Genomic DNA, 23433 nt, shown 5'->3' with positions numbered 1-23433 from the left:
TTTTAATAAATCATAAGATAACAACCCGGTCTTCCCCTCCGGCTTCCTGTTGCAATCGCGTTACCCTGCGTGCAAAGATGGTATGCTTTTCATTTACCTGGTTTTGGGTGATGCTCACCGCCGGATCAATGAATTGCTTACGGGAAAAGAAGTTGGGCTTCAGGTAGAAGATCCAGCCATAGGCTTCTTCACCTGCTGTATACTGAATGCCGTTACGGGGGAATTTTATATTATAATCATCTATAAATTTCTGGAACCAAACGCCGAAACCCATTTCAGGCGGGGCTTTTACTTTTACTTTCAGTGGGGCAGGATCATTTACTGCTTTAAATAGCTCCACTTCCAGTACTTTCAGTTTGTCAATATCCACATCAAACATATCCAGCGGCTGGGTGATACGAGGATAGTACCAAACCGTGTAGATTTCAGCAGGAATGCTGATCAGCGCCATATATGTCCACCAGAATAAAAGCGGTGTCATAAACATCAGTACTGAAGTAGCCGCATACCAGCCATATTCCAGATCGTTTAACCAGTTGAACACCAGTTTATATAAATAAACACCCAGTAATATGGTGATGACTCCCAACAACACGGTCATACCTTTTTTGTGTTCCAATGCGTCGGGGTAGTATCTGGAGAGTAGATAAACCCCCAGGATGCCCAGCAGCACGTAACTGAGTTGGGACAACAGGTATCCCCAAGGCATGAAGTACATCCCCAATAATCCGAACAGGCCGGGAATAGCCAACACCATACTGGTTAACAATAAGGTAACAATGAGCTTACGGCTGCTCATCAGCCGGTTCTTTTTATTCAGGATGAGCATTACAGCCCCCATAATGGTGGCAACCAGCGGAAAAAGAATGTAGCTTACAAAAACAGATTTTACATCCATAGTAATTGATATGGTCCGGAGCGGTTAATCTAAAAAAATACACAGGCAAGGGTTCATTTTTTAGGGTTTTGCCTGATTTTATGCTAATTTAAAGACTATAAATTTAATTGAATAATTGATTTATGGAAGATACCCCATTTTTTAAATTAAACAATTTTTATACCGATTACAAGGCTGCTGTTTTAGCCGCGGAGTTGGTTGAAGCAGGCATTGACCTGAATCAAATTTTCATCTGGCCGGCAGGTGCCGGCAGGCGGAATTTTTCGAAAGATATACTCAGTGTAGAATGGTATGCACCGGAAGGCGGTTATAAAGATTATCTGTGCATTAAAAGCAACCGGGAAGGCTTGTACGACATGTTACCGGAAGGCTTGTTTCATACAGCCGTGCCCTACTCTTCCACCCGTTCTACCGAAGAGTTGATAGATCAGATTAAACGGCACAAGGAACAGGAAAAAGAAGCACGAAAATTTTTCATGCCGCTGGAAGCAGAGATTAATCTTTTCCGGGTATTGATAGAACTCTACGAAAATAAAATCGATAAGAAGAATTTCTATAACGACCTGGTAGATATATTCCGCCCGGGATGGGAAATATTTGAACTGCTGGATCAGCAGCAAGCGAACATTTTTCTACACCTCATCCCACTGCTGCATGATCACAAAGGGAATCTGGAAAAACTGGAGCAGGTGCTAGGGTTGATGTTACAACTGCCGGTGTCCGTATACCCGGTACCGGGACAATCCCGTATAGCCGTTACCGATTGCCTCCTGGGTGCAACCAGATTAGGAGTAGATATGGTTGCAGGAGATTGTTTTTTAGAAGGTGATGAAGAAATAATCATTCGCGTAGGCCCGGTAACATCAGCGCTTTCGTTACAATTAATGCCGGGAGGCAGGCTTGAAAAGATAGTGCGGTGGCTGGTGAGTTATTTTGTGCCGGCAGAGATGGAAGTGCGGCTGGAAATGGAGCTGAGTGAGAAAAGGGTGCAGTTGGAGGAGAGTGTGTTGGGGTATACGGCGTATTTGTGATTAGCCTCCTTATCATGATTTAGTCATTCTGAGATGTATGTTGTAATTCAGTTAATAAAATCTTTACGCATGGAAATAAAATTTGAAGCAGGAATTAACATCGCCATTAAAATTCCAAAAAGTAAATACGACAAAACAGTCGCTTTCTACAGAGATATTCTAAAACTAGAAGTGCAGGAAAAACCGATTACTAATCCCACCGTTTCCAGAACACACGAAGTAAAGTTCGGTCACAATGTTATATGGTTAGATTGCGTGGACAACTACACGCATGCCGAAACCTGGTTACAATTAACTGTTCCTGATGTTGCAGCGGCAACAGCATATCTGCAATCAAACGGTGTTGAAACCTGTGATGAAATTGAGGAGCTTCCTGAAAATATGCATTGGATTACTGATCCTGCCGGAACGGTGTTTAATATACAGCAACAGGCAAGGGTGAACAGTCAATCTGAACAATGATGGATCATTTGACCAGAAAAATAGAATGACACCAGATGAGGATGTATCAAAAGTAATCTGAAGGTTTCGGAAATTGGGTTATATGAAATGTTCTCCATCAGGGACCGAATAAAATCGAGTAACAATTACTTTTGATACACCCGCATTTCCTTTTCTTATAGGGTACGAACTTCGAATTAACTATGAAATTATATAGAAGCGCTTGTGAATACAAATTATTAAATCAAACATTCAGATATGAATATTTAATTTGTATCAATGGCATCTTTTGAGAATTTTTCTAGTCAACAGCTTAAATTCTTCATAGCTTTTCTGAACCGCATATACATGTGCACCAATCGCTCCATCAGCAGGCTTCAGTAAAAATATAGGTTTATGTGCTTCCATTGACATTGGAGCTAAACTTCTATAATGCCTTAACAAGGCAATACAATTTTTATCGTTATCAACGGTTGTGTCTGAATCCAGCTCATTGTTCCCTAAAACAAACCGTTTAAATACCTCAGGAATACGGTTTGCCCATTTTAGATAAGACTTGACGGGTCTACTCTCTTTCGCGGAATATTGCATTACAATGTAGCCCGCTGGTTCAGCATTATTTTCAGGTATAACTATTTTCTTAGGTACCATACTTCTACGTACATTCCATCCCTTTTTCCATTGATGAAGTGTTGTTCCCAGGTTTTTAATACCTTGAAGTGAGAATAAATCAGAAGCTACAGGCATAATTATATAATCTGAACTAATAGTCACAGCCCTATTAATCGCACCCAAATTAGGCCCAACATCTATTAGTACAATTTGAGCCTTAAATCGACTTACAGATTCGTCAATTATAGTTTTAAAGATACTCGTAATCCGAAATGAATAAATATCTTCATTTAAACATTTAAGCCAGGCATCACTTAATCTATCCTCAAACGTAGATAAAGCTAAATTACCTAAAATCAATCCAAGATTATCATTAATAGGCTCGATATGCACAGGCACATAAGGCTCCCCTTCAACAATCGGCTGAATGGCATCTAAAATAGTAATTGGCATTTCATTTTCATAAATCTCCTCAAATCTCTCATTGGATAAAAACATTGAGGTGAGATTTGATTGAGGATCTAAGTCAATAGCAACTGTTTTCACTCCTAGCTCAGAGAGCATCCATGCAACATTATATACCGTAGTTGTTTTCCCAACTCCTCCTTTATTATTAAAAAATGTAATTATCCTCATTCCCAATTTTTATTTATTGGTATTGAAACCTTAAATTTAGTTGTAAGATTCAAATCGAACTTCGGTGCCCCATTTTCGTTCCTTTCAAGTTCATGAATCGCCCTTTTGACCCCATAATTAAAACGGTTTACATACCCTAGAACTTTCATCGATTCTGCCAACACCACATTTCGATAATCACTGGCGTCAGGAAAATTCTGAGGGGTGGCCTCACCAAACAAACCTCCTGGATTAATTATTTCTATTCGGTTAGAAAATTCGTAAATATAAATTGGCGCATTTGATTCATAACTTCTATGCATGATAGCATTCATTACTAATTCCCGCAAAGCCCAGTAGGGATAATTACGTACATTTATCTCCTGAAACGAATCAGTCCGCTGGGGACGTTCCTTAATTATATTTCCCTTAATAAAATCATCAAGTAGACGTAACTCAGTTATCAATGCTCCTGAGAATTTTTTTTCATACTCAACAGCATCCGTCATTTCTAATCCAGAAAACTTGATATACTGTATGTAAGCACCTGGCAAATAAAACTCAGGATTCAGACCAAACATCAATATACCTGCATTGGTAGGACAATGTTCTCTTGGATCGTAAAAGCGCAAAGATGCTAGTTGTTCCTCTGTGGTCCTCCCATTTTCAGCAAGCGTCTCTTTATCGACAGCAGAGGTTAGATAGTTTATTTTGAATAATTCAATGCTTAAATCTGCGATAGTAGAACTTAAAGCGGGGACAAGATCATAGGTCTTGGCATTTGAAACCCTCTTTTCAGAAAGTATCCTCTCTTCCTCCACTGAAGCTTTATCCCTTCTTGGCCCTACCCTTATCCAACACCTACCATCATATCTTACTGGAGGATAGCTTGAAGGTCTAACCTCAATGACAATAACATCCCCTCCTTGAAACTTAAAAATAGAACTCACTGTGATTGAGGGTTGAGGTAAAATTTTGCCATTTGTTTTCATGCCTCCAATTTTTTGGAGATCATCATCTGTATAATTCTTACCTGCAAGTGAACCATCATCATCTACTCCCAATAAGAGATAACCAGGAAGCTTATGATTAGGAAAATCATTGCTAAACGCGCAAATGGCCTGACCAAGTTTATCATCAGCAGTTGACCTTGTCCTCTCCACCCTGTCACTTTCCATTGCAGCAATTAACTCCTTTACCTTATTTTCTGTTATCATTTGTATTAGTGTAAATTAGGTTTAACAAAAATACTCATTTGGATTGAGTACAAAATAAATTATAGTAATCCGCTTGCAATGACGCGACGCTCCTTAGAAAATCAAGGAAGATGCAACAACTAAAAAATACTAATAATATTTCAAATAAAACAAAAAAAGGAAAACCGCTTTCGCAATCTTCCTTTTTCAGTCTGTGTGTCCCGGATTGGATTCGAACCAATGACCTACTGCTTAGAAGGCAGTTGCTCTATCCAGCTGAGCTACCGAGACATCCCGTCCATCCTGACATCAAAATTGTTATATTTATCTGTCATTTTGGGAGTGCAAATGTATAAATTTTCTGATTAAAAAAACAAATTAATTTTATTTTTTTTCGATAATGTTGTGATTCTATGGACGTAAAAATTGAATCATCCTGGAAAGAGGTCCTCAAAGACGAATTCCAGAAATCGTATTTTGAACAGATTGTCATGTTCCTTAAACATGAAAAAGCACTCGGAAAAACCATCTACCCTAAAGGTGAAGATATCTTTAACGCCTTCGATAAAACACCTTTCGATAAAGTAAAGGTAGTGATTCTCGGCCAGGACCCGTACCATAACGAAGGACAGGCACATGGCCTCTGCTTCAGTGTCCAGGATGGCGTTAAACCTCCTCCATCACTCGTTAATATCTATAAAGAAATGCAGGCCGACCTCGGCCTTGTTCCTCCCGCCAGTGGCAATCTCACCAAATGGGCCCAACATGGCGTGCTCCTGCTGAATGCCATGCTTACCGTAAGAGCTCATGAACCAGCCTCCCATTCCAAAATAGGCTGGGGATCATTTACCGATGCCGTTATCCGCAAAATATCCGACCAAAAAAGAGATGTCGTATTTTTGCTGTGGGGAAGGTTCGCGCAAGACAAACAAATCCTGGTGGACGCTACCAAACATCATATTCTCAAAGCCGCCCATCCCTCCCCACTCAGCGCCCATAACGGGTTCTTTGGTTGTAAACACTTCTCTAAAACAAATGAGCTCCTGGCAAAAGCAGGGATAGAACCGGTAGACTGGCGATTATAATTATATTGATTTTTATTTAATATATTCGGGGATACGCTGAACAGCTATATGAAACTGATAAAAAACATCTTCGGAAAAGTCTTTGCACTGTACGCTCTCCTGCTTTTCGCAGGAACCATGCTGATCGTGTTTATTCCCATCTGGATTTTCTCCTTCTTCCCCGATCCTAAAAAATCACTGGGTTTCCTTACCATCGGTAGAATATGGATGAAAGTCTATATGCCCCTCATCGGATGCCCTGTGCGTATTAAAGGAGAAGAATACTTTGAAAAAGGGAAAACCTACGTGGTCGTATGCAATCATAATGCGCTCATCGACGTGCCCGTTACCACTCCAGGCGTACCAGGCGTTAATAAAACACTCGCCAAAGCCTCCATGGGTAAAATACCCCTCTTCGGCGTACTGTACCGGATTGGTGGCATCCTAGTAGATCGCAAAGATGAACAAAGCCGCAAAAACAGCGTCGTAGAAATGCGGGAAGCACTCGCAAAAGGCATGCACATGCTCCTCTACCCGGAAGGGACCAGAAACCGCACGAATGAGCCCCTGAAGCCCTTTTATGATGGCGCATTTGCCCTCGCCATAGAAGCACAGGTGCCCGTCATCCCTTCTCTGCTCTTTCATACCAAAATTGTCAACCCGGCTGATAAAGGTTTTTACGCCTGGCCTCACCGGATCGATTATCATTTCCTGCCCGCCGTGCCCACGGAAGGCCTTACCAAAGACGATGTGGTAGCATTAAAGGAGAAAGTATTCAAAATTATGTGGGATTACTATATTGCTAATGATAAATAAATAGCAAAAAAGGCGAAGCATCACTGCTTCGCCTTTTCTTATATCTCTACGTATATACTTATACGTTACATACTGTAATACGTTCGCGATCGGTTAAGCCGCAAATCCCGCAATATACCCGCCTTCGGATTAATCGTAATGCTAAACTGACGATAGGTTCCGAACGGCACCAGGTTGATCGACATCTGCCAGCAATGCAAATCCCTCGATATATACAGGTTGGTATACGCTATCTCCATCGAGTTAAAGTCGAAACCACTGTTCATACCTACCTTCCACTTCGGTGTCAGACTAAAATCTCCATTAAAACTCACATACTGGCGCAACTCCTTTACCACACCGCCCGAATCGGCAATGATCCGGTTTGTATACGATAAGCTATAGGACAGGTCCAGTCTCCATGGAATATCAAAATCCACATATTCACCCGGATTTTGACGCATCATCTGCAATTGCCGCTGCTGCGCAGCCTGCAAGGCATTGGCATCCATCACATTCTGCAAGCTATCCAGCGTTTTTTGCCGCTGCTCGTCTCCTCCCTTCTTGTCTTTTGACTGGAAGGAGGTCGACATCGTTATGGAAGCATTTGTTAACCGGCCTAAACTCAGCTTGCCATCCTGCCATACATATCGGTCCTTACGAACCCCGCTCTGCTCATTGGTAACATAAGGATCCAGTGTACCGCTGGCAGAGATATTCAACTTGTCAAACAGGTTAGTACGGGCATATAAGCTGAAAGGCGATAACTTAAAGGAATCTGCCACAAAGTTATAGTTGGTATTCAACCCGAAACCATCCAGCAGCTTGATCTTCCGCTCGTGGTTACCACTGGTATCCTTTCTGCTGAATACTTTCATCTCCAGGTTATTATCCAGGGAGAAGCTCATACCACCAAAGGAACCCTCGCCAGGCACCCCTATCACAGATCCCTGGAAGTAGGACGCACGCTGGTAATCACCTTCCGCATTATAAGTCATGTTGTAATAAGCTCCCTGCGTGAGGTCCGGCCGGTAGGTCAACCCAATCGAAGGACGCATCACATGCCGGATCTTCCGGATTTTACCCTGCCCGAAATCATACATTCCATACAAGGCCGTTGCCAGCGACAAGCTGGTACTCAGCTCATGCTGGGCATAAAATCCAGGAATATACGTTGTATCCAGGGCTCCCAGCTGACCGGTTCCCAGGTTCCTTTTATTCGGATTCCACTGGCGCTCAGTTTTCTTGGTATACCAGTACTCGGTGAAGTTCACACTTGGTGAAAAGGTAAACGACTTCATCACCGGTATAGAAAAAGAGATCGGGATGTTCTGCTGCATACCGCTCTGTAACGCATCAAACATCTCCTTTTTACCAAAGGAAGAATCTTTGAAATAAGCCTGGTTACGGAATTGGTTGGTATAGCTGATACCGATTTTATGATACCATTTGGCCGTTCCAATCAGTTCTTTAGGCTGGAAAGGATAGATGGTCTGCACCGAGAAGTTCGCATCCGGGAAGGTCAGGGACACGTCACGGGTTTGCAGGTTCTGGTTGTCTGATAAGTTTATAGTGAGATTGTAGGGCTTGTTCTGCCAGGTTTTCGAGAAACTGATACTGGAACCGATGTTATTGTTTACACGCGTCGAGTAGTCGTAGACGTTATATTGGTTATAGGAGCTGGTTCCGAAGTTTACGCTCGCTCCAAAGTTAATTCCCGGGCGTGCCTTGCTATCCATGGTATGGTTCCACATTACGCGGAAGTCGCGGCTGTTCACAAACTCCTGCGGCACAGAAGGGTCACCCAGCCTGGTATTGGCAAAACTCAGGGTCATACCTCCGCTATACTTATAGCGTTTGCGGTAGGTAGGACTGGCTGTCAGCGCCCAGCTGCCGTACGAGTAAATATCCCCGCGCAGCGTCATATCCAGGTGCTCGCCCATCCCAAAGTAATAACCGCCCTGTTCCAGCCCCATACCTTTCTGCGCGTTGGTGACAAACTGCGGCGGCAAAATCCCGGAGCGCTGGCCCTGGGTAATCGGGAAAATGGCAAAAGGAATGAATAAAGGCGTTGGGATACCCTGTATTTCCAGGTTGGCAGGCCCGGAAACGATCAGTTTATCAGGAATTACCTTGATTTTCTTAGCCCGGAAGCTAAAGTGAGGTGTATCCAGGTTACAGGTCGTATAGCCGTTCTTGAAACCAAAAATGGTATTATCAGCCATTCTCTTGGTTTTTTCACTGTGCACGTACCCCTCCCCGTATTGTGACCTGGTATTAAAAATTAATGCTTTGGAAGATGTAAAATTGTACTCCAACGTATCCGACTCGGCACTCTGCCCGCCATCATTCATCACCGGGCGTCCGATGTACTTACCGGCAGTATCTTTCCCGTGCACGGCGGTCATTACCCCCGTCTGCTGGTCAAAACTCACTTCATAGGCCGTCAGGTCAATGGTCTTATATTTTACGTTCGCATTGCCAAACAGGTAGAATTGCTTCTTCTGGACCATCAGCACCATAGAATCCTCCGCTTTGGCGGTTACAACCGCGTCCAGTGAGTCTTTCGATGCTTTAGGCAACAACAGCGAATCCACCGTAACGATGGTCGTATCCTGCAGGGTTGAGTCCCCCGGCAATTTTAAAGCCGTAGAATCGCCTGTTTTAGGCACAATCAACGTATCTTTAGGCCTGGAGGGAACAACTGGCTTTATCGAATCCACTTTTTTCGCAGGCGGAACAGTGTCTGCAAAAATTTTGTTAAATCCGAAGAATCCGTGTGGTATATTCCCTGCCGATGCATCTATAATAAAGGGAACGGCGATAACTATACCTGCAAATGCCAGGTATGTCTGTCGCAAAAACTTTTTATAATTATTTTTGTAGCTAGAGCTCATGTGTTAAGGCGGGCACAAACCTACAAGTTTTTGGACAATTTATTACAAATGATAACTTGTAAAGTTTGACGGGAAAGAAGTATATAGGTAGTTGAAATGCGCATGTGGCCAGTAAATTATTAAATTGATAAATAAACTTATTTTTTATTTTTTGTGATTACAGCACCCATTAAAAAGAGAATCATGCGCTGGAACCGATTTTGGACTTTAGGACTGGGAACTTTATTCACCTGTACCTTTTTTATTCAGGCAAAAAACACACCAGTTTCCCAGAAACAGGACGTTTCCGGGAATCAGGGCAAGCCTATCAGAACGATTGTAATTGACGCAGGCCACGGTGGACACGACGTGGGCGCCCGCGGCAGCTATTCCACTGAAAGCCAGCTTACCTTGCAGGTAGCCCTTAAGCTTGGAAAGATCCTCGAAGAGAACATGCCGGATGTAAAGGTAGTGTATACACGTAAAACGGACCGCTTCGACGACCCAAGGGTAAAAGCCAATATGGCCAACGACGCCAAAGGCGAACTGTTCGTATCCATCCACTGTAACTCAGCAGGTAAAATCAGACGCCAGACAGGCTCCCAAACCGTATACCGCAAAAAAGGTAAAAAGAAAGTAGCCGTAAAGGTGCCTACCTACGCCTACTACCCTAACCCGGCAAAAGGTACGGAAACCTATATCTGGGCCACCAGTAAGAATAACGCAAAAATGGAATCCCTTAAGCAGAATTCCGTAATCGTGCTGGATGCCGATTCCGAAGAGTCACGTGCCCTCATGGACGATACCGACCCGGAAACTTTCATCCTGCTCAACACCCTGCGTAACGCCTACTTCGACCAGAGCCTCCGCCTGTCCACCCTCATCGAAGATGAGTTTACCAAAGTAGGCCGCATCAGCCGCGGCGCCAGACAACGTAACGAAAAAGGTATCTGGGTGCTGTCCGCTACCGCCATGCCTAGCGTACTCGTTGAACTGGGCTTCATCTCCAACCCGGAAGAAGAAGACTACCTCAACTCCGCCAGCGGACAATCCGAACTGGCAAACGGTATCTATAAAGCGATTAAGCGTTACCGTGATGAACTGGACCGCTTCACCATCAACCGCCAACAAGACACTGAAGGTTCTGCCGCCGTTAGCAGCCGCTAATCTTCAATAACTCATATCCCCATACCGGGAGCTACTGCCATCAGGCCGCTCCCGGTACCACGGAAACTCCCGCCCTCCCCAAATATTCCATCCTATAATTATCAACATTTTATTTCAGATACGCCCCGGACATCCTTTTTGATTATTTTTGCGCTGAACGTATACGAATCACATGCTCAAATTATCAAACGAAACAAAAGTGGGCATACTTACTGTCGTAGGTATAACCCTCCTTGTACTGGGCTTTAATTTATTGAAGGGAAAGAGCCTGTTTAAACGCACAAAAACTATCTACGCTGTATATACGCAGGTAAATGGCCTGCAACCCTCCAACGCCGTACAGGTAAACGGCCTCGTGGTAGGTAATGTTGCCAACCTCGATGTAATGGACCAAAACGCAGGCAGAATCCTCGTAACCCTGACCATCACCAAAAAAATTGAAATCCCACGTAACTCTGTGGCCCGCATCAGCTCCGACCTCCTTGGCAGCAAAACCGTGCAGCTCGACCTCGGCAACTCCGGTGAGTTCCTCCAAAGCGGCGATACCGTATATGCTGCCGTAGACGGCTCCATGACCGATGCACTCAAAGAACAACTCAACCCCCTCGTGCAAAAACTCCAGGGGACACTCATGAATATCGACTCCGTGCTGCTTAACGTAAACGGCCTCCTGGACTCCACCTCCAAAGGTCATCTCCACCAGGCCATCGGCAACCTGGAAGTGGTTACCCGTAACTTTACCCACACCAGCGCAGCCCTCAACACCCTGCTGGACCGTAACGGCGCCGTAGCCGGTACCATGAACAACCTCCAGGATGTTACCGCCAACCTCAAAAACAGTAACGAAAAAATTTCCGCCATCCTCGACAACGCCGAAAAAGCTACCGGCTCACTCGCAAATGGCAATATCGATAAAACACTCGCGGAACTGCAAGCCACTGCCGCCAGCCTGAATGCGACCATCGCCAAACTTAATACCACCGACGGTACCGCAGGCATGCTGCTCAACGATAAACAGGTATATAACAACCTGCAATACTCGCTCAGCAACCTGAACAAACTGCTGGAAGACCTGCGCATCAACCCTAAACGGTATGTGCACTTCTCCCTCTTTGGTAAAAAAGATAAAGTAAGACCAATACCTTCTGACTCAGTAAAAGCTCAATAATCTCAATGCGCGCATTTATCAAATCCGGGCTATTACTGTCTGCAGTTTTTCTGGCAGCACTGATCCCCGCCAGGGCACAGGTTCCTAATCAACCTCCCCCCGCACAAGGCACCAGGATCGAAATTATTCATGCCGACTCCCTCCTGGATATCACCAAGGATACCCTGGCAGTAAGAAAACTGATCGGAAAAGTACACCTTAAACAAGGTACCACCCAGTTCTGGAGCGATAGCGCCATCCAGAACCTCAAATCCAATATCATCGACGCATACGGTAATATCCGTATCAACCAGGCCGATAGTGTTTACATTTATGGTAATGCACTCAATTACGACGCAGCTACCCGCATCGCCACGCTCACCGGCGACGCACGTATGACCGATAATAAAGTAACCATCACCGGCCCGGAACTGGTGTACGACATGAACGCCAAAGTAGGCTCCTACCTTAAAACCGGTAAGCTCGTAAGCGATAAAAGCGTACTCACCAGCGATGAAGGATTTTATTACGTGGATATGAAAGAAATGCACTTCCAGCGAAATGTAGTCCTGGTAAACCCGGACTATACCCTCGCCACCGATGCATTGCTCTATAATACCGACACTAAAATTGCCAACATCATTGCGCCTACCACCATCAATGAAGGGAAACGCATCATGTATGTTACCAGCGGCTACTACGACACCGACAAAGGATATGGCAACTTTACCAGCCGCCCCCTGATCGAAGACAGTACCGGCACCCTCACCGCCGACCAGCTGGAAATCGACCGCATCAGCGGCAAAGCCTATGCTACCGGCAACATGGTGTACCGCGATACCATTAATAAGATGTCACTGCTGGCCAACTACGGCGTAGCTGACCAAAATAATAAAACACTGCTCGCCACCCAGAAGCCGCTCCTCATCATGGAGAATAAAAAGGATACCTTCTACATGGCCGCAGATACACTGTTTACCGGAATCATCAAACCTGGCGACAGCCTCTCCATCCCTTCCGTGGAAGGCCTTAAAAAAGCGCCACCTCCACTGCGACTCACCCCCGTGAAATCCAGGATCGCAGAAACACCTATCGATAACATGCCGGAGTTCCTGAAAAAAGATGAACTACTGGCCAAACAACAAAAAGACAGTGTATCCGGCGCCGTTATGATGATGATGGCAGATTCGGCCATGGCCAAATCCAGGGATCGTATGCAGCTCAATAATGTAGGCAATATTAAAATTGCCCCCATGAAGCCCATACAGCCAGCGGATTCCCTGCCAGGCATCATGCACTACGCAGACAGTATCGCGCTGACCAAACCGAAAGATAAATCAGCAGATACGGCAGATATACGCTATATCCTCGCCTACCATAACGTACGCATGTTCTCCGATTCCTTACAGGGTGTGGCAGATAGCGTCTATTACAGCACCAGCGACTCCGTATTCCGCCTATACAAAGATCCCGTGCTGTGGAGTAACCGGAAAACACAGATGTACGGCGATACCATCTACATGTATACAAAAAATCAAACGGCCGATAAAGTAGTGATGAAACAAAATGCATTTATCATTAATGAATCCGGCCCCGATTTATATAACCAGATCAAGGGCAACCTGATCACCGGCTACATCAAGGAACAATCACTGGACTGGATGCACGTAGAAGGCAACGCCGAAACAATCACCTATGCCACTGATAACCAGGGCGCATATATGAACGTAAACCGGACGTTGTCCGCCACTATCAAGCTGTATTTCTCCGGTGGTGAACTACAGAAGGCAGTATTCTACACCCAGCCCGAAACAACCGTGTATCCGTTTACACAACGGCCGGTGGAAGAGCTGAAACTGGAACATTTCAAATGGGACGTCAAACGACAACCGAAAAATAAATATGAGCTAATGCATTAAGAATAAGCCCTCTGCCACAGCAGGGGGCTTATTTTTTTTGGCTATATTTGCCCAGTTACCTAACCTGGAAAAACATTCTACTGTGCTGAAAAATCCGTTCAATATCATCAGGAAATCATTGCTGTCACCTATTTACACGTTCATGAAGGATAGTCGTGCAGTAGGGATTACACTTATTATTTGCACCCTGATTTCCATGATACTGGCCAATTCAGGCGTACAGGACGGATACATCAATTTCTGGAATGAACTGTTTGATCCAACCGCAGGTCACCACTACCATTTCCGCTCCCTGTTGCTACCCAACTCAATACTGCTATGGATAAACGACGGCCTGATGGTCCTCTTCTTTTTTCTGGTAGGAATGGAAATCAAACGGGAACTCACCGTAGGTGAACTTTCCAGCATCAAACAATCTATATTACCCGTGCTGGCTGCTATCGGCGGGATGATCGCACCGGCGCTGATATTCACCCTGTTCAACCGTGGTACTGATTATGCCCATGGCTGGGGAATTCCGATGGCTACCGATATCGCATTTTCATTGGGGGTATTGTCCCTGCTCGGCAACCGCGTACCCGTGAGCCTTAAAATCTTCCTGATGGCCCTGGCGATTATTGACGACCTTGGTGCGATACTTACCATTGCCATCTTTTATACCCCACACCTGGAAATAAAGTACCTGTTAATCGGAGGTGGCGTACTGCTCATCCCGATTGCACTAAATCTCTTTAAAGTAGAAAGACTGATTTTTTATTTCCTTCCCGGAATTGTGCTCTGGTATTGCATTTTCAATTCCGGCATCCATGCAACTATCGCCGGGGTGTTACTGGCTTTCTGCATACCGCAGTCCAGGATCGAAGAGCTGGTACACAACCTGCATGATCCGGTGAATTTTGTGATCATGCCGTTATTTGCCCTGGCTAATACTGCCATTGCCTTACCGGATAACCTGCTGTCCTCCCTCGGACACGATATCAGCTATGGTATCATGGCAGGTCTGTTTATAGGCAAGCCACTGGGCATTTTCGCCCTGTCATTTATTGCAGTAAAGCTGCGGCTGGCAGTATTGCCCGAACGTTCCGGCTGGCTGCAACTATGGGGAATTGGAATGATTGCCGGGATCGGATTCACTATGTCTATCTTTATTTCCACCCTTGCCTATACAGAAAGAGCCATACAAACTATTGCCATTATTTCCGTAATTACAGCCTCGCTGGCAGCGGGCCTGGCAGGATTTTTCTACCTCCGGCTGTTAAAAAAAGCCTAACGTTTACGCCTGTTGGCATTGTTATTGTTAAATGTTGGTGAATTTTTTTGGGAAGCCATATACTTTAGAGAAAAATCTAACGTTAAAGAACCCAAATATTTATTTTTCTTTAATTCAAATCACATCTATGAAAAAAGTCGTGTTACTTTTCAGCCTCTTCGCTGTTTTGGCAATACAGGCTAACGCGCAAAAGAAAAGCAGCTACCGTGGCGGCAGTTATGGTGTAGAAAACTATAACACTGCACTGGGTATTCGTTTGAACCCATGGATGGTAGGCTTTACCATTAAACATTTCATTCAGGGACCTCATGCTATCGAAGGCTTAGTAACCACTAACGTTTCGAACAGAACTAACGTAACTTTTACCGGATTATATGAATACCACTGGAACGTGGGCATGCAGGGTATGAACCTGTATGCTGGCGGTGGTGTGCACCTGAGCATCCTGGACCGTCTGGACTACGATGAAGATAAATTCCATGAAAAAGGAAAAGGCACGTACGCAACTCCGGGTCTGGATGGTATCATCGGTATTGAATATACTTTCAAGAAGTTCCCGCTCAATATCAGTGCGGATCTGAAACCTTTCGTGAATTTTGTTGGTCCAACCAGCTACATGGGTGAAGAGATCGGTGGTGTTTCCGCCAGATTTGCCTTCTAAAAAAAGGGAAATAAAAATGTACTTTAGCGGATTATGGGGCTCCCATAATCCGTTTTTCATTGGTACAAATGCTAACTCCCTGCGAAGATGCGCCTGCTATTCCTGCTTCTTGCCACTTTATTTTCACAAACGGCCTGCAATAAACCAGCGCCGGAGGTGCCTTCCGTCAAACAGCCGGCCCAACCCGCTGAGGGCTACGGCGGGGCTGCCTATACCAACAACGACATCGGAAAAGTAAATTTTGATGATGGCAATACCGGCTTCTGGCTCTATTACCCGATGAATCCAATCCCCAAGGAGGCTCCGGTGATCGTTTTTAACCATGGTTATGGCGCCTGGAACCCCGCCTGCTACGGAGGCTGGATCAGGCACCTGGTGCGCAGGGGTAATATTGTTATTTTTCCGAGATACCAGGCTACCCTTGTTACCACTCCCGCGATATATACTTCAAACGCTGCCACGGCCATTAGCCGGGCGTTAAAAACAATTGCAGACAACCCATCCTGGCCCCAGCCAGCCAAAGGAAAATATGCCTACGTAGGCCATTCTTATGGCGCAGTGGTGAGTGCCAACCTGGCCCTCACACCGGCTGCATACGGCATTTCGGCCGCCAAAGCACTGATACTGGCTTGCCCTGGCACAGGCAATGCACCACAGGGTGCCGCTGCATCTTACAGAAATATGTCTGCTAAAATCAAAATGCTTTTATTGACGGAAGAAGATGATAATCGCGCCGGCACTACCTTCTCAGATTTGCTTTATACTACCACTCCATATATAACCGCCAGCAACAAGAATTTCATCATTCATCAGGCAGATAACCACGGCGCTCCGGTGATATCCGCCAATCATGGCGAAGCTGCCTCCACAGATATGTGGTTCGATTCAGGTGAACGCAATACGGTGATCAGTGCATCGTTTACGGGTACACGAACCGATGCTACCGACTATTATTACTACTGGAAACTCACAGACGCCCTGCTCGACTGTGCCTTTTACCAGAAAGGCTGTGACACCGCTTTGGGCAACACTACTGCACAGCAGTACACCGGCCATTGGAGCGACGGGCAGGCAGTAAAGCCCCTGCTGGTGAAGTAAGTAATAAGCGAATATTCCCTAATTTTAGGGAACAAGCTATTACTATGAAGATCTTCAGCGCAGCACAAATACGTGAAGCCGATGCATATACCATTGAACACGAGCCTGTAAGCAGTCTTGACCTGATGGAGCGTGCCGCAGCAGCCTGTACTGACTGGATTACAGATCATTTCACTCCCGCACATCCCGTTTATATCATTTGTGGCAAAGGCAATAATGGCGGTGATGGCCTCGCTATCACCCGTCAGCTGCTGGAAAAAGGATATGAAGCAAATGCCTGGCTGCTTACCGGCCATGCCAGTCCCGATAATCTTGCGAACCAGGAGCGCCTGGAACAACGGTATCCAGGCCATATCCACCCGCTCAATGATCTACAGGGATTTCCTATACCAGCAGCAGATGGTATTATTGTAGATGCCCTGTTTGGCACCGGTTTAAACAAACCCGTAGCAGGCTGGATGGCCGGCGTGATCCACCGGATAAACGATCTTCGTATGTGCCACACCGTAGTATCAGTGGACATACCTTCCGGTTTGCAGGCGGATAACAGCTCTCTGCATACACCAGTGGTGCAGGCCCATCATACCCTTAGTTTTGAAACTTACAAGCTGGCTTTCCTGTTGCCTGAAAATGCAGTTTTTGGGGGAGAGATACATGTGCTGCCTATAGGATTGCATCAGGACTACCTGACGCAAACGCCTGTACGTTTTCATCTTTCTGATGCGGACACTATCCGAACTATATATCAGCCCAGGAATCCGTTTGGACATAAAGGTACTTATGGTCATGCGCTCATTATTGCCGGCAGCTATGGAAAAATAGGTGCCGCCTTACTGGCTACCAGGGCCTGCCTGCGGGCAGGCGTGGGACTGCTCACCTGCCATGTGCCCGGCTGCGGCTATGACATCATGCAGCTGGGGGAGCCGGCGGCCATGTGCATCACCGATTCAGAAATGCAGCATAGCACCCATTTCCACCTGGATGCGGCACAGGCAAAATATAACTGTATAGGCATTGGCCCCGGACTGGGCACACACCAGCAAACCGCGCTGGCCCTGGAGAAGCTGTTGGAAAGCTATCCACTGCCGATGGTCATTGACGCCGATGCATTAAACATCATTTCCGTATATCCTTACCTGTTATACAAGATTCCCAAAGGTTCCATGCTGACTCCACACCCCAAAGAGTTTGAGCGACTATTTGGCGCCACAGCCAACCAGTTTGAGCGGCTGGATCTGCTGAGCAGGAAATCAATGGAAACAGGCCTTTATATTTTATTAAAAGGGAGATATAGTACCATCGCCTGCCCCGATGGCTCGTTATATTTCAATCCTACCGGTAATGCAGGAATGGCAACCGGAGGCAGCGGTGATGTGCTGACAGGCATACTCACCGCCATGCTGGCCCAGGGATATACGCCCAAAGCGGCCATCATTCTGGGGGTATGGCTGCACGGCTATGCCGGCGACCTTGCCGCTGCCAGCTTATCACAGGAGGCGATGACTGCCAGCGACATCATCCACCACCTGGGGGATGCTTTTTTGCAGGGTATCTGACCTTAAAAAATCTGCTCCCCAAAAGTCCCTCCCATAGCGAAGTTTATTAAAAAATTGAGCCACACACGTGAGTATTAATTTTTTATGTTTTATATTTATTTGAAACACTATTTGGAATCTTATGATCTTTTAACTACTAAAACAAATTTTGTCAACCTTGCATTTTTTAAATTCGCTTATATGAATATAGTTTACCTCGTTCCATGTTTTGGATTACTAGCCTTGTTATTTACCGCGTTTCGGAGCGCCTGGGTTTCCCGCCAGGATGCCGGCAACGAAAAAATGATGGAGATTGCCGCCCATATCGCAAAAGGAGCAATGGCATTTCTGAAAGCTGAGTATAAGATCCTTACCTATTTCGTAATTATTGCTGCTCTTTTGCTGGCTTTTATGGGAGCCACTCACGAAAATTCGCACTGGTCAATTGCACTGGCTTTTGTAATGGGCGCTATATTCTCTGCAGTAGCAGGTTTCATTGGTATGAAAATCGCCACTAAGGCGAACGTACGTACCGCACATGCGGCACGCACCAGTTTATCAAAAGCCCTGCAGGTATCCTTCACCGGAGGTTCCGTGATGGGGATGGGTGTTGCGGGTCTGGCTGTTTTAGGGCTGGGCGCGTTGTTTATTGTGCTGAGCTCCTTCTTTGGCGCTGCCGCCAATACACCTGAAATGGTCAAAACAATTGAAGTACTCACCGGCTTTTCGCTGGGTGCTGAGAGTATCGCACTCTTTGCCCGTGTAGGCGGTGGTATCTATACCAAAGCTGCTGACGTAGGCGCTGACCTGGTAGGTAAAGTGGAAGCCGGTATTCCGGAAGATGATCCGCGTAACCCTGCCACTATCGCTGATAACGTGGGCGACAACGTAGGTGATGTTGCCGGTATGGGCGCCGACCTGTTCGGTTCATACGTAGCAACCGTACTGGCTACCATGGTACTGGGCTCTGAAACTACCAGCCAGGATGCATTTGGCGGTATCGCTCCTATCCTGCTGCCTATGCTGATCGCCGGATTCGGTATTATCTTTTCTATCATCGGCACCTTCTTTGTTCGCATCAGCGACAATGCAGGTTTAAATACTTCCGTGGTACAGCGCGCCCTGAACATGGGTAACTGGGGTTCCATTGTACTTACGCTCATTGCCTCTTACTTCCTGGTAAACTGGATTTTGCCTGATACAGAAATGCAGCTGCGTGGCCATGTATTCACCAGGGGACAAGTATTTGGTGCGATCGTAGTAGGCCTTGCAGTAGGTACCCTGATGAGTATCATTACTGAATATTATACCGCAATGGGCAAACGTCCGGTGCGTTCTATCATCCGCCAGTCTGCCACTGGTCATGCTACCAATATCATTGGAGGTTTGTCGGTTGGTATGGAATCTACCACCCTGCCAATCCTGGTGCTGGCAGCCGGTATCTGGGGCTCTTACGCTTTTGCCGGCTTATACGGAGTAGCCATTGCTGCTGCCGGTATGATGGCTACCACCGCTATGCAACTGGCCATCGATGCCTTTGGCCCGATCGCTGATAACGCAGGTGGTATTGCTGAAATGAGTGAACTGCCAAAAGAAGTGCGTGAAAAAACCGATATCCTGGATGCCGTAGGTAACACTACTGCTGCAACCGGTAAAGGTTTCGCTATTGCTTCCGCTGCGCTTACTGCCCTGGCTTTGTTTGCTGCCTTTGTGGGCGTGGCAGGCATCTCCGGCATTGATATTTACAAAGCGGATGTACTGGCTGGTTTGTTTATCGGTGGTATGATTCCGTTCATCTTCTCTTCCCTCGCAATAGCGGCGGTAGGTCGCGCTGCCATGGCAATGGTGGAAGAAGTACGCCGTCAGTTCCGCGAAATTCCAGGTATCATGGATGGTACCGGCAAACCGGAATACGATAAATGTGTGGATATTTCCACCAAAGCTTCCATTCGTGAAATGCTGGCTCCTGGTGCCATTGCATTAATCTCTCCGCTGCTGATCGGCTTCATTGCCGGGCCGGAAGTACTGGGTGGTTTCCTCGCTGGCGCTACTGTGAGCGGTGTACTGATGGGCATCTTCCAGAACAACGCCGGTGGTGCATGGGATAACGCTAAAAAATCATTTGAAAAAGGCGTTGAAATCAACGGTGAAACTTACTACAAGAAATCAGAGCCACACAAAGCATCTGTGACAGGTGATACCGTGGGTGATCCTTTCAAAGATACCTCCGGTCCGTCTATGAACATCCTGATCAAACTGATGTCTATTGTATCACTGGTGATTGCGCCCACCCTGGGAGAAAAATTCCATACCAGGGATGCTGCACCAACTGCCAAGGTGAGCACGCAGGCTGAAAAGTCGGCAAAAGCGCCGTTGGTGACTTATGTGGCGACTAAGAAATAGGAACTAATTAATTTCAACTAAAGGCCGGATAAAGGGGAGATTACTCCTTTTTATCCGGCTTTTTAGTTTTGGCGGGGTCGCAAAATCTTCGGTTTTGCTTGCGGGGTTCCGCGCTGCGCGCGGTGGCGCTAAGGATTGCCCAGGCTGCCATATACCCCAATAAATATTGCAATACGCGGGCTCCCGGGCCGGCTGCCCGGATGAAGCCTAAGGCGAGCACTCCCAGGCCAGTTCCGCATCAGGCACAGGGTGAGTACTCACAGGCCAGCTATCCGAATGAGGTACAAGGGCGAGCACGCCCAGGCAAGTTCCGGATGAGGCACAGGGCCGAACACCAGGGACTCCTCCTCAAAAATTCTTTTTGGCCCATATAAATTTCCTCCTTACTTTTGTACTGTAATTATTTTTATTACAGTTTAAATTTATAAAGATGAAAATTGCAATTATAGGCGCTTCCGGCTTTATCGGACATGAAATCCTGAACGAAGCCCTCCAAAGGGGCCACCAGGTGACAGCGATTGTCCGTAACCCGGAAAAGATTACCGTATCCAATGACAACCTGATCGTGAAAAAAGCGGATGTTACTGATGCAAATGCCGTAGCGGAAGCCATTTCCGGCACAGATGCCGTTATCAGTGCTTATAAAGCAGTAGATACAGACACCTACGTACAGGCTACCAAAGCCACCATCGCAGGTTTAAAACAAGCAGGCATAAAAAGATTTATCCTGGTAAGCGGTGCTGCCAGCCTGGAAGTTGCTCCTGGCCACCTCCTGCTCGACAGCCCCCATTTCCCGGCTGAATGGAAACCCATCGCTGAAGCCACCCGCGCAGGCCTCCTTGTTTTAAGACAGGAAAATGACCTGGACTGGACTGCCGTAATCCCTGCAGCCATGATCGAACCAGGCCCCCGTACCGGCAAATTCCGCGTGGGCACCACCTCACTGGTAACCGACGAAGCCGGTAACAGCAAAATTTCAGTAGCCGATTACGCCGTAGCCCTTGTTGACGAGCTGGAAACGCCTAAACATGTAAAACAACAGTTTACAGTGGCTTACTAATAGATATCGGAGAAAAATATAGTGAGGAGGTGCCGTGCCCGGCACCTTTTTGCGTTTACAGCAGGTAGTGAATCCTTCCACTCAGGCTGCTGCACTGAAGCCACCTGATTTGCATTTATGTACGTAGGGAAAATATTTTTCCTCTTAGGCTTTCTGAAAACCGACTATTTTGTATTTACAAAAGCCGGGAATACTTTTATTCCTGAAAGCCCTGCTTCGCAGTTAATGCTTCATCCTGCTTGGGCTTACCCCAAACTTTTTCCTGAAAGCCGTACTAAAATGTGGCAGACTGGAATAACCTGCTTCATCGGCAATATCAGATAAACTCCTGTTGCCGTCCAGGATCATGTCCTTCGCCAGCTCCAGGCGGTAATCACTCAGATAACCAAAAACGGTAGTATTATAGAGCTGTTTGAAGCCATTCTTGAGCTTAAACTCGTTGATGCCCGCCATGCGTGCCAGCTGCGACAGCGTAGGCGGCTGCTGCATATTGGCCAGCAATACGCTCCTGGCGTAATCTAACCGCTCACGGTCGGATACTGACAGGGGCTTCACCGATTTATGCTGCATCCCATCCACCACCTGGCTACACTGCAATGCCAGCAGCTCCAGCGTTTTGGACTGTAAAAACAATTTTTTCAGCCCACCCTGGAAGTTACAATTGGTAATCTCCTCAATAATGGCGTTCATACGCGGGGTGATATGAGGATTCTGATGGGCTTCCAAAATAGCGGCGCGGTTACCCGCCACCTCATCTGCCATCTTTCCCAAAATATCCCCGTTATGCTCCGCCAATGACAAAAAACGCTCCGCAGTAAAGCTGATAATAAACATATTCAACCCATCCTGCTTTTCAATGGAAGCCGTTTCATCACCGGTTGGGTCATATAACAGGTTATGCTCCAGCGTAGAAAAACGCAGGTTATCTGTTACCCCTTCCAGACCGGTATTAAAGCGTCCACGCTGTAAAAACAACATATCCACCAGCTTACTGGCAGCCCCTTTGGTATGCGAAATATGCAAATTCTCGTAAATATGGGCAGTGCCATGGCCCAGGTGATAACCATCGAAGTACAGACTATTGAATGTAGCATTGCCAAAATAGTAGGACAGGTTTTTCACATCTTCCAATATAGTTGGCGACGAAAGCTTATTCATATCGAAGTCCATCTCATCACGCAGCAAGATGTCACTCGCATCATTTTTTATAACTACGGCCATAAATAATCCGTTTCATATAAATTTTACTCCTTCAGGTGTAACAGTTAGTTGGGATAACTATAGCAAATTTGCACAAAAATATTCCGAATAACCAAATAAGAAACAAAATGATTGGAATATTCCGTACAAATATCACCTCCGTTCATGATAAAAATAATGTCATCAAGGCCATTTCATCCTCCTTTGAGGTGCAGGCCTGTAGTGTTGACATCGAAGACTGCGACCGGGTGCTGAGAGTAGCCGGCCAGGCCCCTTTCCAGGAAGAGGAAATCATTGAACTGGTCACCAACTTAGGGTTTGCCTGCGATATTCTGGACTAATTACTGTAGCTGAACAAATCTTTCCACGGGTTTACAGACGGCGTTGTAACATATTATTTTTTACAACGAGTGCTGTAAACCCGTATTTCATTTTTATTTTCACG

The 23433-nt window shown here is 46.1% G+C and carries 19 protein-coding genes and 1 tRNA gene; 14 read left to right on the top strand and 6 right to left on the bottom strand.

The window, feature by feature from the left end:
• Nucleotides 1-10: 10 nt before the first annotated feature.
• The gene (locus tag KW844_RS04770) at nucleotides 11-898 is read right to left on the bottom strand and encodes a TssN family type VI secretion system protein (RefSeq protein ID WP_218375565.1); all 888 of its coding nucleotides are present in this window, start codon (nucleotides 896-898) and stop codon (nucleotides 11-13) included.
• Between the two features lie 122 nt (nucleotides 899-1020).
• Between KW844_RS04770 and KW844_RS04765 the strand changes: the two genes are divergently transcribed.
• Together KW844_RS04765 and KW844_RS04760 are read left to right on the top strand one after the other, a co-directional pair.
• Nucleotides 1021-1929 (top strand): type VI secretion system baseplate subunit TssG, encoded by a 909-nt coding sequence (locus tag KW844_RS04765; RefSeq protein ID WP_218375564.1) that lies wholly within the window; start codon nucleotides 1021-1023, stop codon nucleotides 1927-1929.
• A gap of 69 nt (nucleotides 1930-1998) precedes the next feature.
• Nucleotides 1999-2391, top strand: a complete 393-nt coding sequence (locus tag KW844_RS04760) for a VOC family protein (protein ID WP_218375563.1) — start codon at nucleotides 1999-2001, stop codon at nucleotides 2389-2391.
• 255 nt (nucleotides 2392-2646) lie between these two features.
• Here the strand turns inward: KW844_RS04760 and KW844_RS04755 are convergent, their stop codons facing one another.
• The 3 genes from KW844_RS04755 to KW844_RS04745 all read right to left on the bottom strand — a co-directional run bounded on the left by KW844_RS04755 (nucleotide 2647) and on the right by KW844_RS04745 (nucleotide 5084).
• Entirely contained in the window at nucleotides 2647-3618 is a 972-nt protein-coding gene (locus tag KW844_RS04755) for a ParA family protein (RefSeq protein ID WP_218375562.1), read from the bottom strand.
• Entirely contained in the window at nucleotides 3615-4814 is a 1200-nt protein-coding gene (locus KW844_RS04750) for an RNA-binding domain-containing protein (RefSeq protein ID WP_218375561.1), read from the bottom strand. Before KW844_RS04750 ends, KW844_RS04755 begins: the two co-directional genes overlap by 4 nt.
• 196 nt (nucleotides 4815-5010) lie before the next feature.
• A tRNA-Arg gene (locus KW844_RS04745) sits at nucleotides 5011-5084 on the bottom strand.
• 122 nt (nucleotides 5085-5206) lie between these two features.
• On the opposite strand from KW844_RS04745, the gene ung reads away from it, so the two are divergent.
• On the top strand, nucleotides 5207-5878 hold the full coding sequence (gene ung, locus KW844_RS04740; protein ID WP_218375560.1) for a uracil-DNA glycosylase: 672 nt from the start codon (nucleotides 5207-5209) through the stop codon (nucleotides 5876-5878).
• A 48-nt stretch (nucleotides 5879-5926) separates the two neighbouring features.
• Entirely contained in the window at nucleotides 5927-6673 is a 747-nt protein-coding gene (locus KW844_RS04735; protein ID WP_218375559.1) for a 1-acyl-sn-glycerol-3-phosphate acyltransferase, read from the top strand.
• Between the two features lie 65 nt (nucleotides 6674-6738).
• Here the strand turns inward: KW844_RS04735 and KW844_RS04730 are convergent, their stop codons facing one another.
• Nucleotides 6739-9513, bottom strand: coding sequence for a putative LPS assembly protein LptD (locus KW844_RS04730; RefSeq protein WP_218375558.1), 2775 nt, complete (start codon nucleotides 9511-9513; stop codon nucleotides 6739-6741).
• A 219-nt stretch (nucleotides 9514-9732) separates the two neighbouring features.
• Here KW844_RS04730 and KW844_RS04725 point away from each other — a divergent pair, with 219 nt between their 5' ends.
• From KW844_RS04725 to KW844_RS04685, 9 genes are all read left to right on the top strand, one after another.
• The gene (locus KW844_RS04725; RefSeq protein ID WP_218375557.1) at nucleotides 9733-10695 is read left to right on the top strand and encodes an N-acetylmuramoyl-L-alanine amidase; all 963 of its coding nucleotides are present in this window, start codon (nucleotides 9733-9735) and stop codon (nucleotides 10693-10695) included.
• Between the two features lie 172 nt (nucleotides 10696-10867).
• Nucleotides 10868-11863: an MlaD family protein gene (locus KW844_RS04720; RefSeq protein ID WP_218375556.1), complete on the top strand. Its 996-nt coding sequence runs from the start codon at nucleotides 10868-10870 to the stop codon at nucleotides 11861-11863.
• Between the two features lie 5 nt (nucleotides 11864-11868).
• Nucleotides 11869-13761, top strand: coding sequence for an OstA-like protein (locus KW844_RS04715; RefSeq protein WP_218375555.1), 1893 nt, complete (start codon nucleotides 11869-11871; stop codon nucleotides 13759-13761).
• 82 nt (nucleotides 13762-13843) lie between these two features.
• The gene (gene nhaA / locus KW844_RS04710; protein ID WP_370626472.1) at nucleotides 13844-15031 is read left to right on the top strand and encodes a Na+/H+ antiporter NhaA; all 1188 of its coding nucleotides are present in this window, start codon (nucleotides 13844-13846) and stop codon (nucleotides 15029-15031) included.
• A 127-nt stretch (nucleotides 15032-15158) separates the two neighbouring features.
• Nucleotides 15159-15692 (top strand): hypothetical protein, encoded by a 534-nt coding sequence (locus KW844_RS04705; protein ID WP_218375554.1) that lies wholly within the window; start codon nucleotides 15159-15161, stop codon nucleotides 15690-15692.
• Between the two features lie 87 nt (nucleotides 15693-15779).
• The gene (locus KW844_RS04700; RefSeq protein ID WP_218375553.1) at nucleotides 15780-16790 is read left to right on the top strand and encodes a hypothetical protein; all 1011 of its coding nucleotides are present in this window, start codon (nucleotides 15780-15782) and stop codon (nucleotides 16788-16790) included.
• Nucleotides 16791-16834: 44 nt separating this feature from the next.
• Nucleotides 16835-18346 (top strand): NAD(P)H-hydrate dehydratase, encoded by a 1512-nt coding sequence (locus tag KW844_RS04695; RefSeq protein ID WP_218375552.1) that lies wholly within the window; start codon nucleotides 16835-16837, stop codon nucleotides 18344-18346.
• Between the two features lie 180 nt (nucleotides 18347-18526).
• Nucleotides 18527-20728 carry a sodium-translocating pyrophosphatase gene (locus tag KW844_RS04690; protein ID WP_218375551.1) on the top strand — a complete coding sequence of 734 codons (2202 nt, stop codon included), beginning with the start codon at nucleotides 18527-18529 and terminating at the stop codon, nucleotides 20726-20728.
• 430 nt (nucleotides 20729-21158) lie between these two features.
• Nucleotides 21159-21788, top strand: coding sequence for an NAD(P)-dependent oxidoreductase (locus tag KW844_RS04685; RefSeq protein ID WP_218375550.1), 630 nt, complete (start codon nucleotides 21159-21161; stop codon nucleotides 21786-21788).
• A 222-nt stretch (nucleotides 21789-22010) separates the two neighbouring features.
• On the opposite strand, the gene KW844_RS04680 is transcribed toward KW844_RS04685, so the two are convergent.
• Complete coding sequence (locus tag KW844_RS04680) at nucleotides 22011-23009, bottom strand: AraC family transcriptional regulator (RefSeq protein WP_218375549.1); 999 nt, start codon at nucleotides 23007-23009, stop codon at nucleotides 22011-22013.
• Nucleotides 23010-23116: 107 nt separating this feature from the next.
• Between KW844_RS04680 and KW844_RS04675 the strand changes: the two genes are divergently transcribed.
• Entirely contained in the window at nucleotides 23117-23329 is a 213-nt protein-coding gene (locus KW844_RS04675; protein ID WP_218375548.1) for a hypothetical protein, read from the top strand.
• The last annotated feature ends 104 nt before the right edge of the window (nucleotides 23330-23433 follow it).

Source organism: Chitinophaga sp. sic0106 (assembly GCF_019219075.1).
In the GTDB taxonomy this organism is placed as follows: domain Bacteria; phylum Bacteroidota; class Bacteroidia; order Chitinophagales; family Chitinophagaceae; genus Chitinophaga.
The sequence above is the reverse complement of the archived record's forward strand: the minus strand, read 5'-3'. Positions and strand labels throughout refer to the sequence as shown.